This window comes from Streptomyces sp. NPDC047079 (genome assembly GCF_040643755.1).
Classification (GTDB): domain Bacteria; phylum Actinomycetota; class Actinomycetes; order Streptomycetales; family Streptomycetaceae; genus Streptomyces.
Genome location: NZ_JBEYUZ010000015.1, coordinates 133,635 through 148,797, shown reverse-complemented (window position 1 = coordinate 148,797; position 15,163 = coordinate 133,635). Strand labels below are relative to the sequence as shown.

The 15,163-nt window shown below is 72.7% G+C and carries 18 protein-coding genes; 8 read left to right on the top strand and 10 right to left on the bottom strand.

Going from position 1 to position 15,163, the window contains the following annotated elements; all coding sequences use genetic code 11:
• Positions 1-8: 8 nt before the first annotated feature.
• Positions 9-1,391 carry a nucleobase:cation symporter-2 family protein gene (locus ABZ823_RS20815; RefSeq protein WP_361662154.1) on the top strand — a complete coding sequence of 461 codons (1,383 nt, stop codon included), beginning with the start codon at positions 9-11 and terminating at the stop codon, positions 1,389-1,391.
• On the opposite strand, the gene ABZ823_RS20810 is transcribed toward ABZ823_RS20815, so the two are convergent.
• Positions 1,311-1,667: a helix-turn-helix domain-containing protein gene (locus ABZ823_RS20810; protein WP_361662151.1), complete on the bottom strand. Its 357-nt coding sequence runs from the start codon at positions 1,665-1,667 to the stop codon at positions 1,311-1,313. The genes ABZ823_RS20815 and ABZ823_RS20810 overlap by 81 nt on opposite strands.
• A gap of 133 nt (positions 1,668-1,800) precedes the next feature.
• On the opposite strand from ABZ823_RS20810, the gene ABZ823_RS20805 reads away from it, so the two are divergent.
• Positions 1,801-2,880, top strand: coding sequence for an NADH:flavin oxidoreductase/NADH oxidase (locus tag ABZ823_RS20805; RefSeq protein ID WP_361662148.1), 1,080 nt, complete (start codon positions 1,801-1,803; stop codon positions 2,878-2,880).
• Between the two features lie 216 nt (positions 2,881-3,096).
• Here the strand turns inward: ABZ823_RS20805 and ABZ823_RS20800 are convergent, their stop codons facing one another.
• Complete coding sequence (locus tag ABZ823_RS20800; protein ID WP_361662145.1) at positions 3,097-3,696, bottom strand: hypothetical protein; 600 nt, start codon at positions 3,694-3,696, stop codon at positions 3,097-3,099.
• Positions 3,697-4,014: 318 nt separating this feature from the next.
• On the opposite strand from ABZ823_RS20800, the gene ABZ823_RS20795 reads away from it, so the two are divergent.
• The 4 genes from ABZ823_RS20795 (at position 4,015) to ABZ823_RS20780 (ending at position 7,430) form a co-directional block, all read left to right on the top strand.
• Positions 4,015-5,100, top strand: a complete 1,086-nt coding sequence (locus ABZ823_RS20795) for an exo-alpha-sialidase (RefSeq protein ID WP_361662142.1) — start codon at positions 4,015-4,017, stop codon at positions 5,098-5,100.
• A gap of 156 nt (positions 5,101-5,256) precedes the next feature.
• Complete coding sequence (locus ABZ823_RS20790) at positions 5,257-5,934, top strand: uracil-DNA glycosylase (protein WP_361662139.1); 678 nt, start codon at positions 5,257-5,259, stop codon at positions 5,932-5,934.
• A gap of 273 nt (positions 5,935-6,207) precedes the next feature.
• Complete coding sequence (locus tag ABZ823_RS20785; RefSeq protein WP_361662137.1) at positions 6,208-6,339, top strand: hypothetical protein; 132 nt, start codon at positions 6,208-6,210, stop codon at positions 6,337-6,339.
• A 167-nt stretch (positions 6,340-6,506) separates the two neighbouring features.
• Positions 6,507-7,430: a hypothetical protein gene (locus ABZ823_RS20780; RefSeq protein ID WP_361662134.1), complete on the top strand. Its 924-nt coding sequence runs from the start codon at positions 6,507-6,509 to the stop codon at positions 7,428-7,430.
• A gap of 78 nt (positions 7,431-7,508) precedes the next feature.
• Here ABZ823_RS20780 and ABZ823_RS20775 read toward each other — a convergent pair whose 3' ends face one another.
• Positions 7,509-8,528: a lactonase family protein gene (locus ABZ823_RS20775; protein WP_361662131.1), complete on the bottom strand. Its 1,020-nt coding sequence runs from the start codon at positions 8,526-8,528 to the stop codon at positions 7,509-7,511.
• A 77-nt stretch (positions 8,529-8,605) separates the two neighbouring features.
• Positions 8,606-10,093, bottom strand: coding sequence for an FUSC family protein (locus ABZ823_RS20770; protein WP_361662226.1), 1,488 nt, complete (start codon positions 10,091-10,093; stop codon positions 8,606-8,608).
• Between the two features lie 229 nt (positions 10,094-10,322).
• Here ABZ823_RS20770 and ABZ823_RS20765 point away from each other — a divergent pair, with 229 nt between their 5' ends.
• Positions 10,323-10,799, top strand: coding sequence for an Lrp/AsnC family transcriptional regulator (locus ABZ823_RS20765; protein ID WP_361662128.1), 477 nt, complete (start codon positions 10,323-10,325; stop codon positions 10,797-10,799).
• Between the two features lie 169 nt (positions 10,800-10,968).
• Here ABZ823_RS20765 and ABZ823_RS20760 read toward each other — a convergent pair whose 3' ends face one another.
• Positions 10,969-11,760, bottom strand: a complete 792-nt coding sequence (locus ABZ823_RS20760) for a LysR substrate-binding domain-containing protein (RefSeq protein WP_361662125.1) — start codon at positions 11,758-11,760, stop codon at positions 10,969-10,971.
• Between the two features lie 58 nt (positions 11,761-11,818).
• Between ABZ823_RS20760 and ABZ823_RS20755 the strand changes: the two genes are divergently transcribed.
• On the top strand, positions 11,819-12,223 hold the full coding sequence (locus tag ABZ823_RS20755) for a DUF5997 family protein (protein WP_361662122.1): 405 nt from the start codon (positions 11,819-11,821) through the stop codon (positions 12,221-12,223).
• A 143-nt stretch (positions 12,224-12,366) separates the two neighbouring features.
• Here the strand turns inward: ABZ823_RS20755 and ABZ823_RS20750 are convergent, their stop codons facing one another.
• From ABZ823_RS20750 to ABZ823_RS20730, 5 genes are all read right to left on the bottom strand, one after another.
• Positions 12,367-12,738 (bottom strand): DUF6479 family protein, encoded by a 372-nt coding sequence (locus ABZ823_RS20750; RefSeq protein WP_361662119.1) that lies wholly within the window; start codon positions 12,736-12,738, stop codon positions 12,367-12,369.
• 69 nt (positions 12,739-12,807) lie between these two features.
• On the bottom strand, positions 12,808-12,996 hold the full coding sequence (locus ABZ823_RS20745) for a hypothetical protein (RefSeq protein WP_361662116.1): 189 nt from the start codon (positions 12,994-12,996) through the stop codon (positions 12,808-12,810).
• Entirely contained in the window at positions 12,996-14,087 is a 1,092-nt protein-coding gene (locus ABZ823_RS20740; RefSeq protein ID WP_361662113.1) for an iron-containing redox enzyme family protein, read from the bottom strand. The genes ABZ823_RS20745 and ABZ823_RS20740 overlap by 1 nt, the downstream gene beginning before the upstream one ends.
• On the bottom strand, positions 14,084-14,323 hold the full coding sequence (locus ABZ823_RS20735; protein ID WP_361662110.1) for a CDGSH iron-sulfur domain-containing protein: 240 nt from the start codon (positions 14,321-14,323) through the stop codon (positions 14,084-14,086). Before ABZ823_RS20735 ends, ABZ823_RS20740 begins: the two co-directional genes overlap by 4 nt.
• 115 nt (positions 14,324-14,438) lie before the next feature.
• Complete coding sequence (locus ABZ823_RS20730; protein WP_361662107.1) at positions 14,439-15,116, bottom strand: HemK2/MTQ2 family protein methyltransferase; 678 nt, start codon at positions 15,114-15,116, stop codon at positions 14,439-14,441.
• Positions 15,117-15,163: the final 47 nt, after the last annotated feature.

Sequence of the window (15,163 nt, the reverse complement as noted above, 5' to 3'; positions counted from 1 at the left end):
GTCTCTCCATGACGACAGCCGTGCATCCCGTGGACGACGTCCCGCCCCTGCGCCAACTCGCCGCTTTCGGCCTCCAGCACGTCCTCGCGATGTACGCGGGCGCGGTGGCCGTGCCACTGATCGTGGGCGGTGCGATGAAGCTCCCGGCCGCGGACCTGGCGTATCTGATCACCGCGGATCTGCTGGTGTGCGGTATCGCCACACTCATCCAGTGCATCGGCTTCTGGCGCTTCGGCGCCCGGTTACCGATCGTGCAGGGCTGTACCTTCGCCGCCGTCTCGCCGATGGTGCTCATCGGGACGAAGGGCGGCGGGCTGCCGGCGATCTACGGCTCGGTGATCGTGGCCGGTCTCGCGATCATGCTGCTCGCACCGGTCTTCGGCAGGCTGCTGCGCTTCTTCCCGCCGCTCGTCACGGGCACGGTGATCCTGATCATCGGTCTCTCGCTGCTGCCGGTCGCGGGCAACTGGGCGGCCGGCGGCCAGGGCGCGCAGGACTTCGGGGCGCCGAGGAACCTGGCGCTGGCGGCCTTCGTACTCGCGCTGGTGCTGGGGGTGCAGCGGTTCGCGCCGGCCTTCCTCAGCCGGATCGCGGTCCTCGTCGGCATCACGGTGGGACTGGCGGTGGCGGTGCCGTTCGGCTTCGCGGACTTCGGCGGGGTGCGGGACGCGGACTGGGTCGGGATCAGCACGCCGTTCCACTTCGGCACGCCGGTCTTCCACGCCTCGGCGATCGCGTCGATGCTGGTGGTGGCGCTGGTGACGATGACCGAGACGACGGGTGACCTGATCGCGGTCGGTGAGATGACCGGGCGCAGGGCCAGGCCTCGGTCGCTCGCGGACGGGCTGCGGGCCGACGGGCTCTCCACGATCCTCGGCGGTGTCTTCAACACCTTCCCGTACACGGCCTTCGCGCAGAACGTCGGCCTGGTCGGGATGACCCGGGTCCGCAGCCGCTGGGTCGTGGCGGCCTCGGGCGGCATGCTCGTGCTGCTGGGCCTGCTGCCCAAGCTGGGCGCGGTGGTGGCGGCGATCCCCGCGCCCGTGCTGGGGGGCGCGGGTCTGGTGATGTTCGGGACGGTCGCCGCGAGCGGGCTGCGGGCCCTGGCCGAGGTGGACTTCCGGGGCAACCACAATCCCACCGTGGTGGCCGTGTCGGTGGCGGTCGGCATGCTTCCGGTCGGCGTGCCGACGGTCTACGCGGGGTTCCCGGACTGGTTCCAGACCGTGATGAACAGCGGGATCAGCGCCGGCTGCCTGACGGCGATCCTCCTGAACGTGCTCTTCAACCACCGTCCTCCGAAGGCCGGTTCAGTCTCCGCCGAGGCGGACGGCCTGGCGGGCGGCGGCCGCGAGGAGGGTGTCGAGGAGCCCCGGGAAGAGATCGTCTAGGTCGTCCCTGCGCAGGCCGTTCATCTTGGCCGTGCCCCGGTAGACCTGCCGGATCACGCCGCTCTCCCGCAGCACCCGGAAGTGGTGCGTGGTCGTGGACTTGGTGACGGGCAGGTCGAAGTCCGAACAGGAGAGCTCGGCGCCGTCGGTGGCGAGCTCTCGCACGATCCGCAGCCGCATGGGGTCGGAGAGGGCGTGCAGCACGGCCTCCAGCCGGATCTCCTCGCGCGCCGGGTGCGGAAGGTCGCGGCTGAGGGTGGGGGCGGCGGGGGTCACGACGGCTCCAGTTCGTGCGGGAGTTCCTCCGGGGCCCTCCATTGTACGAGTGTCATCGTAGTTTGACATCTGCCGTACTACGGCAACTATCGTACGAGTGAACCCACCGGCCCCGCACCGAACGGAGTCCACCGTGAACGCGCTCTTCGAACCCCTCACCCTGCGCGACGTGACCGTCGAGAACCGGATCTGGATGCCCCCGATGTGCCAGTACTCGGCGGCGCCCGAGGGGCCCGCGACGGGTGCCCCCCACGACTGGCACCTCGCTCACTACGCGGCGCGCGCGACGGGCGGCACCGGGCTGATCATCGTCGAGGCGACCGCCGTCTCGCCCGAGGGCCGTATCTCCCCGTACGACCTTGGCCTGTGGAACGACACCCAGACCGAGGCGTTCCGCCGGATCACGCGCTTCCTCGCCGAGCAGGGCACGGTGCCGGGCATCCAGCTCTCGCACAGCGGCCGCAAGGCCTCCACCGACCGGCCCTGGAAGGGCGGGGCGCCGGTCGGCCCCGACGCCCACGGCTGGCAGCCCGTCGCCCCGAGCCCGCTCCCCTTCGACCAGGGCCATCCCGTACCGACCGAGCTGAGCGTGGAGGACATCCGGGCCGTCGTGGGTCGCTTCGCGGACTCCGCGCGCCGGGCCCTGGCCGCCGGCTTCGAGGTCGTCGAGATCCACGGCGCACACGGGTACCTGATCAACGAGTTCCTCTCCCCGCACTCCAACCACCGCACGGACGCGTTCGGCGGCTCGTACGAGAACCGCACCCGCTTCGCGCTCGAGGTCGTCGACGCCGTACGGGAGGTGTGGCCGGACGACAAGCCGGTGTTCTTCCGCATCTCCGCCACCGACTGGCTGGACCAGGGTGGCTGGACGGCGGACGACACGGTGCGCTTCGCGGCCGACCTCCAGGCGCACGGCGTCGACCTCCTCGACGTCTCGACGGGAGGCAACGCCACGGGCGTACGCATTCCGACGGCCCCCGGATACCAGGTTCCCTTCGCCGCCCGGGTGAAGTCCGAGACGTCCCTGCCGGTCGCCGCCGTCGGACTCGTCACCGGCGCCGAGCAGGCCGAGAAGATCCTGGCCAACGGTGAGGCGGACGCGGTGCTCCTGGGCCGCGAACTCCTGCGCAACCCGTCCTTCGCCCGGCTCGCGGCCCGCGAACGGGGCACACAGGTGCGGGTGCCGGACCAGTACCACCGCTCGGTCTGACGGGATCCGACGCCCCCCCGCCGGGGCTCCTCGTGACCCCGGCCCCGGCTCCGACGCGCCCTTGGCTCAGCCGGCGGCCGGGCGCGCATCACCGGGTCCGCCGATCGATGAGCAACTCACCGCGGGAGCGGGCGGCTGCGAGGCGCGACGGTCTGGGCCCGCGCCCTCTTCGAGCCGGCCCTGTTCTGTCCGGCCGGGTCGTGGCCGGGCCCGGGGTCAGCCCGTCTTGCGGCCCCACATCGGGCCGAACCGCGCCCAGGCCGCGTCCCACTGCGCCATGCGACGCCGTTCCAGGCGTTCCCGGAGGATGCGCCCGCTCGTGTACGGAACCGCCGCGACGCCCACGCCGACCAGCACCCCTACCATCGCCGCGCGCATCCCCGCCTCGGACCGGGAGGCGGGCCGGGTCACCAGCGAGCCGTTGCCGTCCGTCCACACGGTGACGGCCGTGCCCGTACGGCTCCCGGCGGCCACCCGTGCCTGGCCGGCGTGGGAGCGGCCATCGGTCCCGGACCAGCGCACGTCAGCCCAGACGCGTCCCGCACCGTACGCACCGGCGCCGGTCGCCTTCGGCGCGTCCTCGGTGAGCATGGCCACAACAGGGCGCCACTGGGTCCGTTCCCGTGCCAGGCCCTGCTCCACGGAGTGCGTCGCCGCCAGCCCCGTCAGCACTCCCCCCACCACGGTCACCAGCCACACCGTCAGCACGAGCCAGGCCTCCAGCGCATCACTGCGGCGCCGCAGCGGATTGCGCCGCCACCGCCACCACCACACCCTGGGACCGCGGAACGTCGTCATCGATGGCAGCAGCCGCATCGACGCCTCCTCCTCACGCAGCACGGATACCCCCCGACCGCCCTCCCATACGGGAACCGGGGCGCCGCTGCTCACGTGAGGTCCGCCGCCCGCCAATCCCCGCCGCCGGTCTCCTCCGCCGATCCCCGCCGCCGGTCTTCCGGGTCCCGAAACGCCGGCGTCGGGCTGCCGGGCCCGGCTCCACGCCCCTGCGAACCTCCCTCCGTCTTCCGGCAACACGGCCCTGACCTGCACCGACAAGGCATCCCGGGGTGACTGTCAGCGCCGGGGTGCAGACTGGCCCGTGTCTGGGACAACGACGTTTCGGAGGTGGTCGACATGGCCGAGGTACTGCTCACCGTGGGCACACGCAAGGGACTGTTCATCGCGCGGCGGCATGGCGGCGCATGGGATTTCGACGACAGTCCGTACTTCAACGCGCAGGCGATCTACTCGGTCGCCATCGACACGCGCGGTGCGGCGCCGCGCCTGCTGGCCGGAGGGGACAGCTCCCACTGGGGGCCGTCCGTCTTCCACTCCGACGACCTGGGCCGCACCTGGACCGAGCCGACCCGGCCCGCCGTCAAGTTCCCCAAGGACACCGGCACTTCCCTGGAGCGCGTATGGCAGCTGCACCCGGCGGCCGCCGAGCCGGACGTGGTGTACGCGGGCACGGAGCCCGCCGCGCTGTACCGCTCTGAGGACCGCGGCGAGAGCTTCGAGTTGGTGCGTCCTCTGTGGGAGCATCCCACCCGCGGCTCATGGGTGCCGGGTGGCGGTGGCGAGGGTCTGCACACGGTGGTGACCGACAAGCGGGACGCGGGGGCCGTGACGGTCGCCGTGTCGACGGCAGGGGTGTTCCGGACAAGGGACGGCGGCGAGAACTGGGAGCCGTCCAACTCGGGTGTGTCGGCGGTCTTCCTCCCCGACCCGAACCCGGAGTTCGGCCAGTGCGTGCACAAGATCGCTCAGGACGCGGCGGCCCCGGACCGGCTGTATCTGCAGAACCACTGGGGGGTGTACAGAAGCGACGACGGCGGCGCGCACTGGACGGACATCGGGAGCGGGCTGCCCTCCACGTTCGGATTCGCCGTGGCCGCCCATCCGCATCGCGGGGGCACGGCGTATGTCTTCCCGATCAACGCGGACGCGGATCGGGTCCCGGCCGGCCGCCGCTGCCGCGTCTTCCGGACGGAGGACGCGGGCAGGAGCTGGGAGCCGCTCACGGCGGGCCTGCCCGGCGAGGACCACTACGGCACGGTGCTGCGGGACGCCCTGTGCACGGACGACGGAGACCCCGCGGGGGTGTATTTCGGCAATCGCAACGGCGAGTTGTTCGCGTCGGCGGACGACGGCGACAGCTGGCAGCAACTCGCGTCCCATCTGCCGGACGTGCTGTGCGTACGGGCCGCGGTGATCGCCTGATCCGACACCGGCAGTGCAACAACCCTTGCGAGGAAGGACTAGCGCTCTGTCAGATCCGCCCGCTCTGTGCCGCGTTCATGACCCGTACGATCATTCCCGGTCACCCTCGGGCCACCGGTTGATCGTCGGCGCGCGCCCGGCAGTAGGGTGACGCCCGTGGCACCACGACCGTTGCATGAGATCCTCGAACCCGGCTGGGCGAAGGCCCTTGAGCCCGTGGCCGAAAGGATCGCCGAGATGGGCGACTTCCTGCGGGCGGAAATCGCCGCGGGGCGCACCTACCTCCCCGCGGGGGCGAACGTTCTGCGGGCCTTCCAGCAGCCCTTCGACGATGTCCGCGTCCTGATCGTCGGACAGGATCCGTATCCGACACCGGGACACGCGGTGGGACTGTCGTTCTCGGTCGCTCCGGACGTCCGTCCGCTACCGGGCAGCCTGATCAACATCTTCCGGGAGCTCAGCACCGACCTGGGCCTGCCCCAGCCGTCCAACGGCGACCTCACCCCCTGGACCCAGCAGGGCGTGCTGTTGCTCAACAGGGCGCTGACCACGGCCCCGCGCCGTCCCGCGGCACACCGGGGCAAGGGCTGGGAAGAGGTCACCGAGCAGGCGATACGGGCACTGGCCACGCGGGGCAAGCCACTGGTGTCCATCCTGTGGGGCCGTGACGCCCGCAGTCTGCGGCCGCTGCTGGGCGATCTGCCCTCGGTCGAGTCCGCGCACCCGTCCCCCATGTCGGCGGACCGGGGCTTCTTCGGCTCACGCCCGTTCAGCCGCGCCAACGACCTGCTGCTCAGGCAGGGCGCACAGCCGGTGGACTGGCGTCTGCCGTGACGCCCCGGCACTGGCGGGTCTGCCTGCGGCACCGGCGCGCCGGTGCCGCAGACCGTTCGCGCCGTGCACTCGGTAGGTTCCGGCCTACGGGTCGCCCCTGCCCCGTGCGACATCTGCCGGAGCAACTCCTGCCGCCGGCGGAGCGGTTGCGTCCCGACAGGCGGTGCTTCCGGAGCCCATGACGGGCGGCCCGGCGTTCGGCGTGGCTGCCCTGCGCGGGCGGAGGCGCTGACCGGCAGTCGCCGAGTCGCCCTGACCGGTGACCTGTTCCCCATGGGCGACCCGATCCTCGTACCCCCGGGAGAGGACGGCTCCGTGCGGAGCGCGCTCGCGCTCACGGACGAGGCGCCCAAACTGCCGTACGACGAACGACTGCTGTACGCCGTGACCGAAAAGGGTGAGTGATCCCCCTTGCGGGGAGTGGGGCGTTGCGATGGGTGCACGACGGGTATGTCACACGGTATCGATCACTTCTCACCGGTACGTAACTCACCAGACAAAACCGGACGGAAACCGCTCACCTGCACCCTCCCCGAACAGGGGAGCCCACAAAGCCAGTAGCATGCGGCGCCATGAGCTCCCCCACTGGGCCCGCATCCGGCCTGCCTGTACGAATGCCGCGACCCCGCCAGCCGGGGCGGCACCGCCGTCCCGAGCCGCTGGCGGCCCCCGAAGGCGCGCCCGCGCTCGTCCTCGCGGTGCCGGGCACGCCCAGCGCCGCCACGCGCAGCCTCGCCGAGGAGGTCGTGAGCATCGCGCGTTCCGAGCTGCCCGGCCTGGATGCCCGGATCGGTTACGTGGACGGGGACGGGTCCGAGTTCCCCGCGCTCCAGTCCGTCCTCACGCAGACCGCCGAGGAGCGCACCGCCCGCCACGAGCAGGCGATCGCCGCCGGCGTGGAGACCAAGGAGCCCGAGGGCCCCGTCGCCGTCGTGGTGCCCCTGCTGGCCGGGCCGGACAGCGCACTGCTGCGCCAGGTCCGCCAAGCCGTGATGGACAGCCGTGTCGCGGCCGATCTGACCGATGTGCTCGGTCCGCACCCGCTGCTCGCCGAGGCGCTGCACGTGCGCCTGTCGGAGGCCGGTCTGGCCCGCGCCGACCGGGCCCGTCTGTTCACCGTGGCGACGGCCGCGGACGGCATCATCCTCGCGTCCGTGGGCGGCGAGGAGGCCGTGCAGGCGGCCGGGATCACGGGCATGCTGCTGGCCGCGCGGCTCGCCGTGCCGGTGATGGCGGCGGCGCTCGACCAGGAGGGTTCGATCACCGCTGTCGCCGAGCAGCTGCGCTCCGCGGGTTCGCAGCAGCTGGCGCTCGCCCCGTACCTGATCGGTCCGGAGCTGGAGGCCGGTCTGCTGAACGCGGCCGCCGAGGAGGCGGGCTGCCCCGCCGCCGAGGCCCTCGGCGCATACCCGGCCATCGGCAAGCTGGCACTCGCCAAGTACATGACGGCGCTGGGTATCGCCCCCCAGCAGCCGCAGGGCGCGCCGGTCCGCTGAGCCCCGCGCAGGAGCACCTTGTACGACCAAGGGCCCGCTACCCTCACGGGGCGGGCCCTTCGCCTTGCGGCGGTCCGGTCAGCCGAAGACGACGCAGGAGGCCGCCGGCGCCTCCACCGAGCCGCCCCGCCGCGGCAGGCCCGTCTCCCGGTCCGGCGCGAACCAGGTGACGTTCCCGGACCGCTCGTTGGCGACATAGAGGAAACCCTCCGACAGGGCGAGCGCACGCGGCCATGCGCCGCCGCACGGCACCGCGGCCACCGGCCGCAGCCCGGCGCCCTCGACGGCGAGCACGGACAGCAGGTCCTGCCCCCGGGTCGCGGTCCAGACGAAGCGCCCGTCGGGTGAGACGACGATCCCCGACGGGTAGGCGTCGCCCACAGGCCGGTCCGGCAGCACGGACGTCTGGCCGACCGGCCGGAGAGCTCCGGCCCCGGCGTCCCAGCGGCAGACGGTGACGGTCGGCGTCAGCTCGTTGAGGACGTAGGCGTGGTTTCCGTCCGGATGGAAGGCCAGATGGCGCGGCCCGGATCCGGCGGGCATAGGGATCTCCCGATGCAGCCGCACGGTGCCGTCCCGAAGCGCGCACACGCGGACGGAGTCCGTGCCGAGGTCGACACTGACGACCCAGCGGCCGCTCGGGTCGGGCTGCACCTGATGGGCGTGGGGGCCCTCCTGCCGTTGCGGAACGGGCCCGGAGCCCTGGTGCCGGAGCACGCCGGACGCGCTGTCCGCCAGAGCACCACCGGCGAGGAGGGGAACGGCGGTGACGCTGCCGGAGCCGTAGTCGGCGGTCAGGAGATGACCGGCGTGCAGGCTCAGGTAGGTGGGACCCCTGCCGACGGGGACCGGCGGGCCGGAGGGTTCGAGCCGGCCGCCGTCGAGGCGGTACGCGGCGACCGCGCCGTCGGGTGCCTCGCTGACCGCGTACAGCATGTCCCCGGACAGGGCCAGGTAGGAGGGATCGGGCAGCCCGCTCAGGACGTCCAGGACGGTCAGTGCTCCGCTGTCCGGATCCACGGCCGCCGAGAGGATGCCGCGCCCTCCCGCCGTCGTGAACGAGCCGATGTACGCCCGCCGTCCACCGCCCTCTGCCACTGCCGTCCCCTCTCGCCGACGCTCTGACGGGACGACGGTAGCAGCAGGTCTAGACCAAGGGGTCGGCGGACGGGGAGTCAGGCCTGGGCCGGCGAGGCGCCGCGCAGTGGTGCGGCCAGCGCGAGCAGGGCGCGTTCCAGGCCGTGGAGGTGGCCAAGTGCCTGCTCGGCGCCCGGGTGGTGGCCGCGGGCACTCACATGCGCCGGGAGGACAGGCTCGGGGACCGCGCCGAGCAGCGCCTCCACCGCGGCCTCGACACGGAGGCAGGCAGCCGTGAGGCGGGCGTCGTGCGAGGCGTCCGGATGGGCGGCGACGGCCACCAGGCCGCGCGTCTCGCGGGCGCAGATGTCGAGCAGGGCCAGCACCTGGCGGGCCCGGGCCTTGCGGGCCCGTAGTGGACTCAGCGGGTGCACGAGCGGCGCGAGGGCCTGCCGTGCCCGCTGCAGCAGTCCTTCCAGTTCGGCGGCGCGGGGGGCGGGGTCCGCCTCCGTGTCGCCCGCGAGCCTGTGTGCCGCCGCGGCGGTGCAGCCGTGCACGGCGTGCACGGCCCGGCCCACCCATCGGTCGGTGACCGCGTGGGTGGTGATCGGCAGGACGAGCGCGACGGCGAGCGCGGCCCCGAGGGCCCCGACACCCGTCTCGGCGAGGCGCAGGACGAGCAGCCCGGGGTGCAGGACACCGAGCAGGCCGTACAGCAGGCCCGCCATGACGGTGACGAAGAACATCATCCAGCTGTAGGACGGCGCCGCCGTGTAGAAGATCCCGAACACGCAGACGGCGGTGAGCAGGGCCGTGGGTGCGGGGGCGCCGTGCAACGGCACCGCGACCAGCAGCCCGGCGACGATGCCGGTCACCGTGCCGACGACGCGCCGGAAGCCGCGGACCAGGGTCTCGCCGCGCGAGGCGGTGTTCACGAAGATCCACCACGCCGTACCGACGGCCCAGTACCAGCGCTCGTGCGACAGCACCTCTCCCATGGCGGCCGCGAAGGCGCAGGCGGCCGTCGCCTGGAAGGCCTGCCGGGTGACGGGCCGGGCCAGTCCCCGCCCGTCGAGCGGCGCGGGCACGGCGGGCAGGGGCCTACGGCGCTCGACGCACCACAGGCCGAACCGGACCGCCGCCGCGAGGGCCAGTGACAGTGCCACGGCCGCGGACAGCTCCGGCAGCAGGTCGGGCACCGCGCGCAGGAACTGTGCGGTGAAGAACATCATGAAGGCGAAGATGCCGAGTGCGTTGCCCCGCGGTCCCCAGCGGCGGGCGTACACACCGGCGAAGACCACCGCGAGCCATGCCGTGTCCCGCGCCGCCGGCAGGGCGTGCAGGATGGTCGCGAGCGCGAGGACGGGCAGTCCGACGGCGGGGAGCAGCGCGGTGGTGACCGCCTGGCCACGCACCGTCGAATCGGCGACCGTGAACAGTGCGAGGAGTGCGGCGAGCCCACCGGTGATCGAGGCGGGCAGGGGCAGTCCGGCCGACGCGCACACGGTCACGGCCAGGCCGACGCCGAGCACCGCGCGCAGTGAGACCCGCAGCCGGAACAGCCCCGGATCCGGGGCCATGAACATCTTCTTCACCGTCGGGAATCCGCCCCCTGCATGTCTACGTCTCTTCAGGACATGGGAATGGCGCCGCGGGCACGGTTTCCGGCTTCGTCACCGGTTCCTGCGCTGCGCGGCGCCATTGATACGCACAAGGAAAGCATCAGCAAGGCAGTGGCTCAAGCGGACCCTCATCCACAGAGCCATTGGTACAGTCGTGAAAGATCCAGTGGCGTGGAAGGGAGGCCAACGGACCATGGCCGTGGACGCACTCGACACCCGCATCCTGCGGCTGCTGCTTCAGCAGCCGCGCACCAGTCTTCGCGAGTACGCGCGGATCCTGGGCGTCGCGCGCGGCACACTTCAGGCCCGGCTGGACCGTCTGGAGCGCGAAGGGGTGATCACCGGCACGGGCCCCTCCCTGTCCCCCGCCGCGCTCGGCCACCCGGTGCTCGCTTTCGTACACATCGAGGTCACACAGGGACACCTGGACGACGTGGGTGACGCGCTCGCGGCTGTGCCGGAGATCGTGGAAGCGTTCTCGATCACCGGGGGCGGCGATCTGATGACACGGGTAGTGGCGCGGGACAACGAGCACCTGGAGGACGTCATCCAGACGCTGATCAGCCTGCCGGGGGTGGTCCGCACCCGCACGGAGGTGGCACTGCGCGAGCGCGTGGCGCACCGGCTGCTCCCGCTGGTGGAGTCGATCGGCCGCACGGCCACGACCTGACCGCCCCGGCCCCGCCTGCCACCACGACCTGACCGCCCCAGTCCTCTCTGCCACCGCGGCGGACCCGCCGGTGCGCGGCGGGAAGGCCCGTTTCACGGCGCGCACGGCCCGCGACCGGCCGCGGATGCGGTCCGAGGCCGAGCGTCCCAGCGGTTTCGTCGGCGTGCGTCTACGAACGGCGGCGGGGCTTGCCGCGCCGGCTGCCCTGGGTTCCGCCGGAACCGCTCCGTGTGCTCCTGCCCGGCGTCTTGCCCGTTTTCCCCGTCTTCCCCGCCGCGGGCTGGCGCCTGGCACCGGCCGCGTCGGGGCGTCCGCGTCCCTGTTTCGGCTGCGCGGCGGCCTGAGCCGGAGTGCGCCCCCGGGTGCTGTTCACCGTCCGCCCGCGGACGATCCCGATGAAGTCCTCGACCAGGTCCGTGGTCGCGTCCTCGGGCCAGGAGAGGGCGACGCCCGACTCAGGGGCGTCAACCACGGTGCGGTAGGTCAGGTCCCGGCGGTGGTACAGACGCGCCAGCGACTGCGGGACGACGAGCAGGCCCACTCCTGCCGCCACCAGTTCGATCGCGTCCTCCGTCGTGGCGGGCCGCTCGAACGCGGGAAGTCCCGGTGGCTGCTCCCAGCCGAGGACGTCGTCGAGGGGGTGGAACACGACCTCGTCGGCGAGGTCCGCGGTGGACACCTCCTCCACGGCGGTCACCACATGGTCCTTGGGGACCACGACGACCGTCGTCTCGGTGTAGAGGGGGATCGCGCTGAAGAAGGTGCGGTCCACGGGCAGCCGCACGAGCCCCGCGTCGGCCGCGCGGTCCCTCAGCACAGCGGGGGCCTCCGCCGCCGGCACCTGGAGCAGGGTCAGGGGGACGTCGGGCAGGCGCTCCTTCCAGATCCGCACCCACTTGGCGGGCGTCACCCCGGGGACGTACGCGAGCCGGAACGAGGGGGATGCTTCCGAGCCTGTCACCCCGCCAGGTTACCGGGAGTGGTCAAAGGGCCGACACACGGCCGATAGTCTGGACACCATGAAGTCGCACCAGACCACCCAGACGATGAAGCCCGCGACCGCGGCGAAGAAGCTGGGTGTGTACCTCCCCGCCACCCCCGCCGAGTTCCAGGAGGGTGTCGTCTCGCGAGCCGAGCTGAACGAGCTCCAGGCGAATCCGCCGGAGTGGCTGCGCGAGCTGCGACTCAACGGCCCGCACCCCCGCCCGGTCGTGGCGGCGAAGCTGGGCGTGTCGATCGCCGGTCTCGCGCGGGGCGGGGTCACTGAAGCGCTTACCACCGAGCAGATCGAGGCACTCAAGCAGGACCGCCCCGAGTGGCTGGAGAAGGAACGCGCCACCCAGGCCGAGGTCCGCAAGGAAGCCGCCCGGATCAAGAAGAGGGACGCCGAGCGCGCCGCGCAGGACCCCGGCGCACGTCCCTGACATCCGGCCTCGATCCCGCCTGCGTCCGTCCCGTTCCCGCCCACGCCCTCCCGGGCCACCGCCTCCCCGCGCACCGAGCGAGGGGCCCGGCGAGTGTTCGCCGGACCCCTCGCACGACCGATGCCCGCACCAGGACCCGCCGGTCAGGTGGTGCCGGAGCCGCCGCTGCCGAAGGAGCCGCCGGAGCCGCCGCTCCAACGGGGGCGCTGCTGGCCCTCGCTGCGTTTGGTCCCGGTGGAATGGAGTTCGTGCGGGGTCAGACGTTCGCTTTCGTCCTCGGCCCGGGGCACCTCGTTCGGCTCCCTGACCTCCCGGGACTCCATCACGGGACCGCCCGGCGGCGGCTTGGGCTGCTCGGAGGGCCGCGGCGGGGCGGGTTCGCGGCGACGCACCCGGATGCCGAGCCGGACCGCCCAGATCAGGGCACCGGCGATCACGAGGCCGCCGAGGAAGGCCCCGAGCACGGCCCACGCGGCATTCGAGGCGGCGAGCGTTTCCATGGAGATCGTCATCATGGCGCCCGGGTACCCGTGCCCGGCGTTTGAACACGTCACCGGCACCCGGATACCGCCGCACGCCCCTGCTCAGGGAAACAGCGCGATACCGAGGACGACCAGCACGACCACCAGGGCGACGATCGCCACGATGGCCCAGGGCCCGCGGTGCTTGGCCGGTGCCTTGGGCTTGCCCCCGCGGGGCCGGTCCTCCTCCAGAGCCGGGCGGGCCGGACGGTCGCTCCTGTAGAACTCCTCGTCGTGTCGCTGTTCCGCCATCACCACTCCTTCGCAACGTCCCCGTCTGCATCTCGCCGGGCGGGTTCCCCGACGAGGCCCGGGGAATCCGCCCGGCCGGGCGGCAGCGCCCCGGTGCGCAGAGCCGTGCGTCCACCGCGCCAGTCCGCGAGGAGGCGTGCGGCAAGCCGGTCCTCGAGGAAGCCGGTGGCCCGGATGCCGAAGACGACGTCCGCCTCCAAGCCGGGCTCACTCTCCAGCAGGCCGCCGATCACGTCGTGGCGCACGACCTGCTCGTGGACGGCGTCCGCCACCACGTGCTCGTCGTAGAAGCGCACGGCCGCCTCGCCCGCGCCGACCCGGCGCAGGGCCTCGGCCAGTCGGCGCGAGCCTGGGGACGAGGTCACCTCCACGGCCGCGAAGTGGCCAGTCAGCGCGCCTCTGAGACTGCGGTGCAGGCCGAACAGCGACATCAGGTTGACCGTGGCGAGCAACTCGGCGGGGGCGGCCTCCAGGTAGTACCCGTAGGCCGTGCGGAGCCCCAGGTCCTCCATCAGGTCCGCGAAGAGGCCCGCGTGGATCTCGTCGGCCCGTCCCGCCCCGAACTCGTCGAATTCCACGGCCGCCATGGCCGCCTTGGCCCGGCCGTGCAGCCGGGGGATCACCCAGGCGTGCGGGTCGGCCTCCTTGAGGTGGTACAGCGACCGCAGTGCCGCGTACTCCCGCAGATGCTCCAGCCGGCCCTCGTTCCTGAGGAAGTGGGAGACGCCGGTGCCGTCGTCGCCCACCGGTTCGACCTGGAGTTCGTCGAGGGCCTCGTGGGCGCCGGTGTCGACGGGGACGTCGGCCCGAAGGGCGGTCAGGAAGCGCTCCTCGAGGGCGCGGCGGAAGGCGAGGAGCGCGGGATCCCATTCGCGGTCGTCGTCTACTCCGTCGAAACCCTGGTAGTGCAGTTCGTACAGTACGTACAGCGCGAGCTGGAGATCCTCCCCGTATGGATCGCCCTCCTGCGGCGGGACGGTCGACGGCGGGATGCCCTCGCGCAGTGCGGTCACCACCGCCTGTGAGAGCGGTCCCCTGGCGTGCGGCAGGGGCGGGCTGTACCGGCGTGGTTCGATCCGCGTGATCGTCACTCGTGCGTCTCCCTTCCTGCGGGTCCGGCATCGTCCGCCGGCTTCCCACGGCGGCGGTGGCTGGTGTCGCACCACGGATAGGTGCGGCTGCGCCGACAGGTGCAGACGGCCACGACGAACCGGCGGCTCACCACCGGCTCGCCGTCCGGGCCGGTGATCTCCACCGGCCCCTCGATCAGCAACGGACCGTCACGGTCGGCGCGGATGCGGCAGACGCGCTCGCGTGCGCGCGGCACAGCCGGCCGCTCTTCGTACGGGCCGGCATCGCGCTCGCGTGGCGCTGTCCCGCACTCGCAACTCGGCGCTCCCTCACACCCGCACGGCCCGGTCTCCGTCTCGCGCGGCACGGTCTCACGTTCGTACGGCACGGATGACCACCAGCTCTTCCACCATGTCGTCGGCGGTCAGGCCGCGCTGCCGCAGCCAGCCCAGCCGGGAGAGCAGTACCCGCCCGTAGGGCACCATCGCGCGGTCGGTGACGGTGGCGCTCAGTCCCGCGTCGGCCAGCCGCGCGAGCGTGTGCTCCACTCCGGACAGCGCGGAGTGCACCACGAGGAGGACACCCTCCGGGCGCAGTAGCGTGGTCGCCGCATCGCAGATGCGGTCCAGCAGCATACGGCCGTCCCGTCCGGCGTCCCAGGCACGGGCGGCGCCCCGGGGAGCCGCCCGTCCGGGGGACGGGACGTACGGCGGGTTGCTGACCACGAGGTCGAAACTGCGTCCGCGCACCGCGGAGGTGAGGTCACCGCGGCGCACGCTGATGTTCTGACGGCTGAGCAGGGCGTTCACACGGGCCGCGAGCACCGCCCGCCAGGAGATGTCGACCGCGGTGACGCGTGCGCCGAGCCGTGCTGCCTCCAGGGCGAGTGCCCCGGTGCCGGTACCCAGGTCAAGGACGTCCGCCCCTGGGGCGATCTGCTCCCGCCGCAGGGCCCGGGCCAGCAGCCAGGTGTCCTGTTGGGGTTCGTACACGCCCGGTGGAACCCACGCTGGGGACTGCGGGGTCGGACAGTGGGTTTCGACGGTCATCGGCTCCTCCGTGGACGACACGCAGCCCCGAGTCCCCAGCTGTGTCT

Coding starts and splice junctions, on each gene's coding strand:
- ABZ823_RS20815 (WP_361662154.1), top strand. CDS start 9: ATGACGACAGCCGTGCATCCCGTGGACGACGTCCCGCCCCTGCGCCAA.
- ABZ823_RS20800 (WP_361662145.1), bottom strand. CDS start 3,696: ATGCGGCTGCTGCCATCGATGACGACGTTCCGCGGTCCCAGGGTGTGG.
- ABZ823_RS20795 (WP_361662142.1), top strand. CDS start 4,015: ATGGCCGAGGTACTGCTCACCGTGGGCACACGCAAGGGACTGTTCATC.
- ABZ823_RS20785 (WP_361662137.1), top strand. CDS start 6,208: ATGGGCGACCCGATCCTCGTACCCCCGGGAGAGGACGGCTCCGTGCGG.
- ABZ823_RS20780 (WP_361662134.1), top strand. CDS start 6,507: ATGAGCTCCCCCACTGGGCCCGCATCCGGCCTGCCTGTACGAATGCCG.
- ABZ823_RS20770 (WP_361662226.1), bottom strand. CDS start 10,093: ATGTTCATGGCCCCGGATCCGGGGCTGTTCCGGCTGCGGGTCTCACTG.
- ABZ823_RS20765 (WP_361662128.1), top strand. CDS start 10,323: ATGGCCGTGGACGCACTCGACACCCGCATCCTGCGGCTGCTGCTTCAG.
- ABZ823_RS20755 (WP_361662122.1), top strand. CDS start 11,819: ATGAAGTCGCACCAGACCACCCAGACGATGAAGCCCGCGACCGCGGCG.
- ABZ823_RS20750 (WP_361662119.1), bottom strand. CDS start 12,738: ATGATGACGATCTCCATGGAAACGCTCGCCGCCTCGAATGCCGCGTGG.
- ABZ823_RS20745 (WP_361662116.1), bottom strand. CDS start 12,996: ATGGCGGAACAGCGACACGACGAGGAGTTCTACAGGAGCGACCGTCCG.
- ABZ823_RS20730 (WP_361662107.1), bottom strand. CDS start 15,116: ATGACCGTCGAAACCCACTGTCCGACCCCGCAGTCCCCAGCGTGGGTT.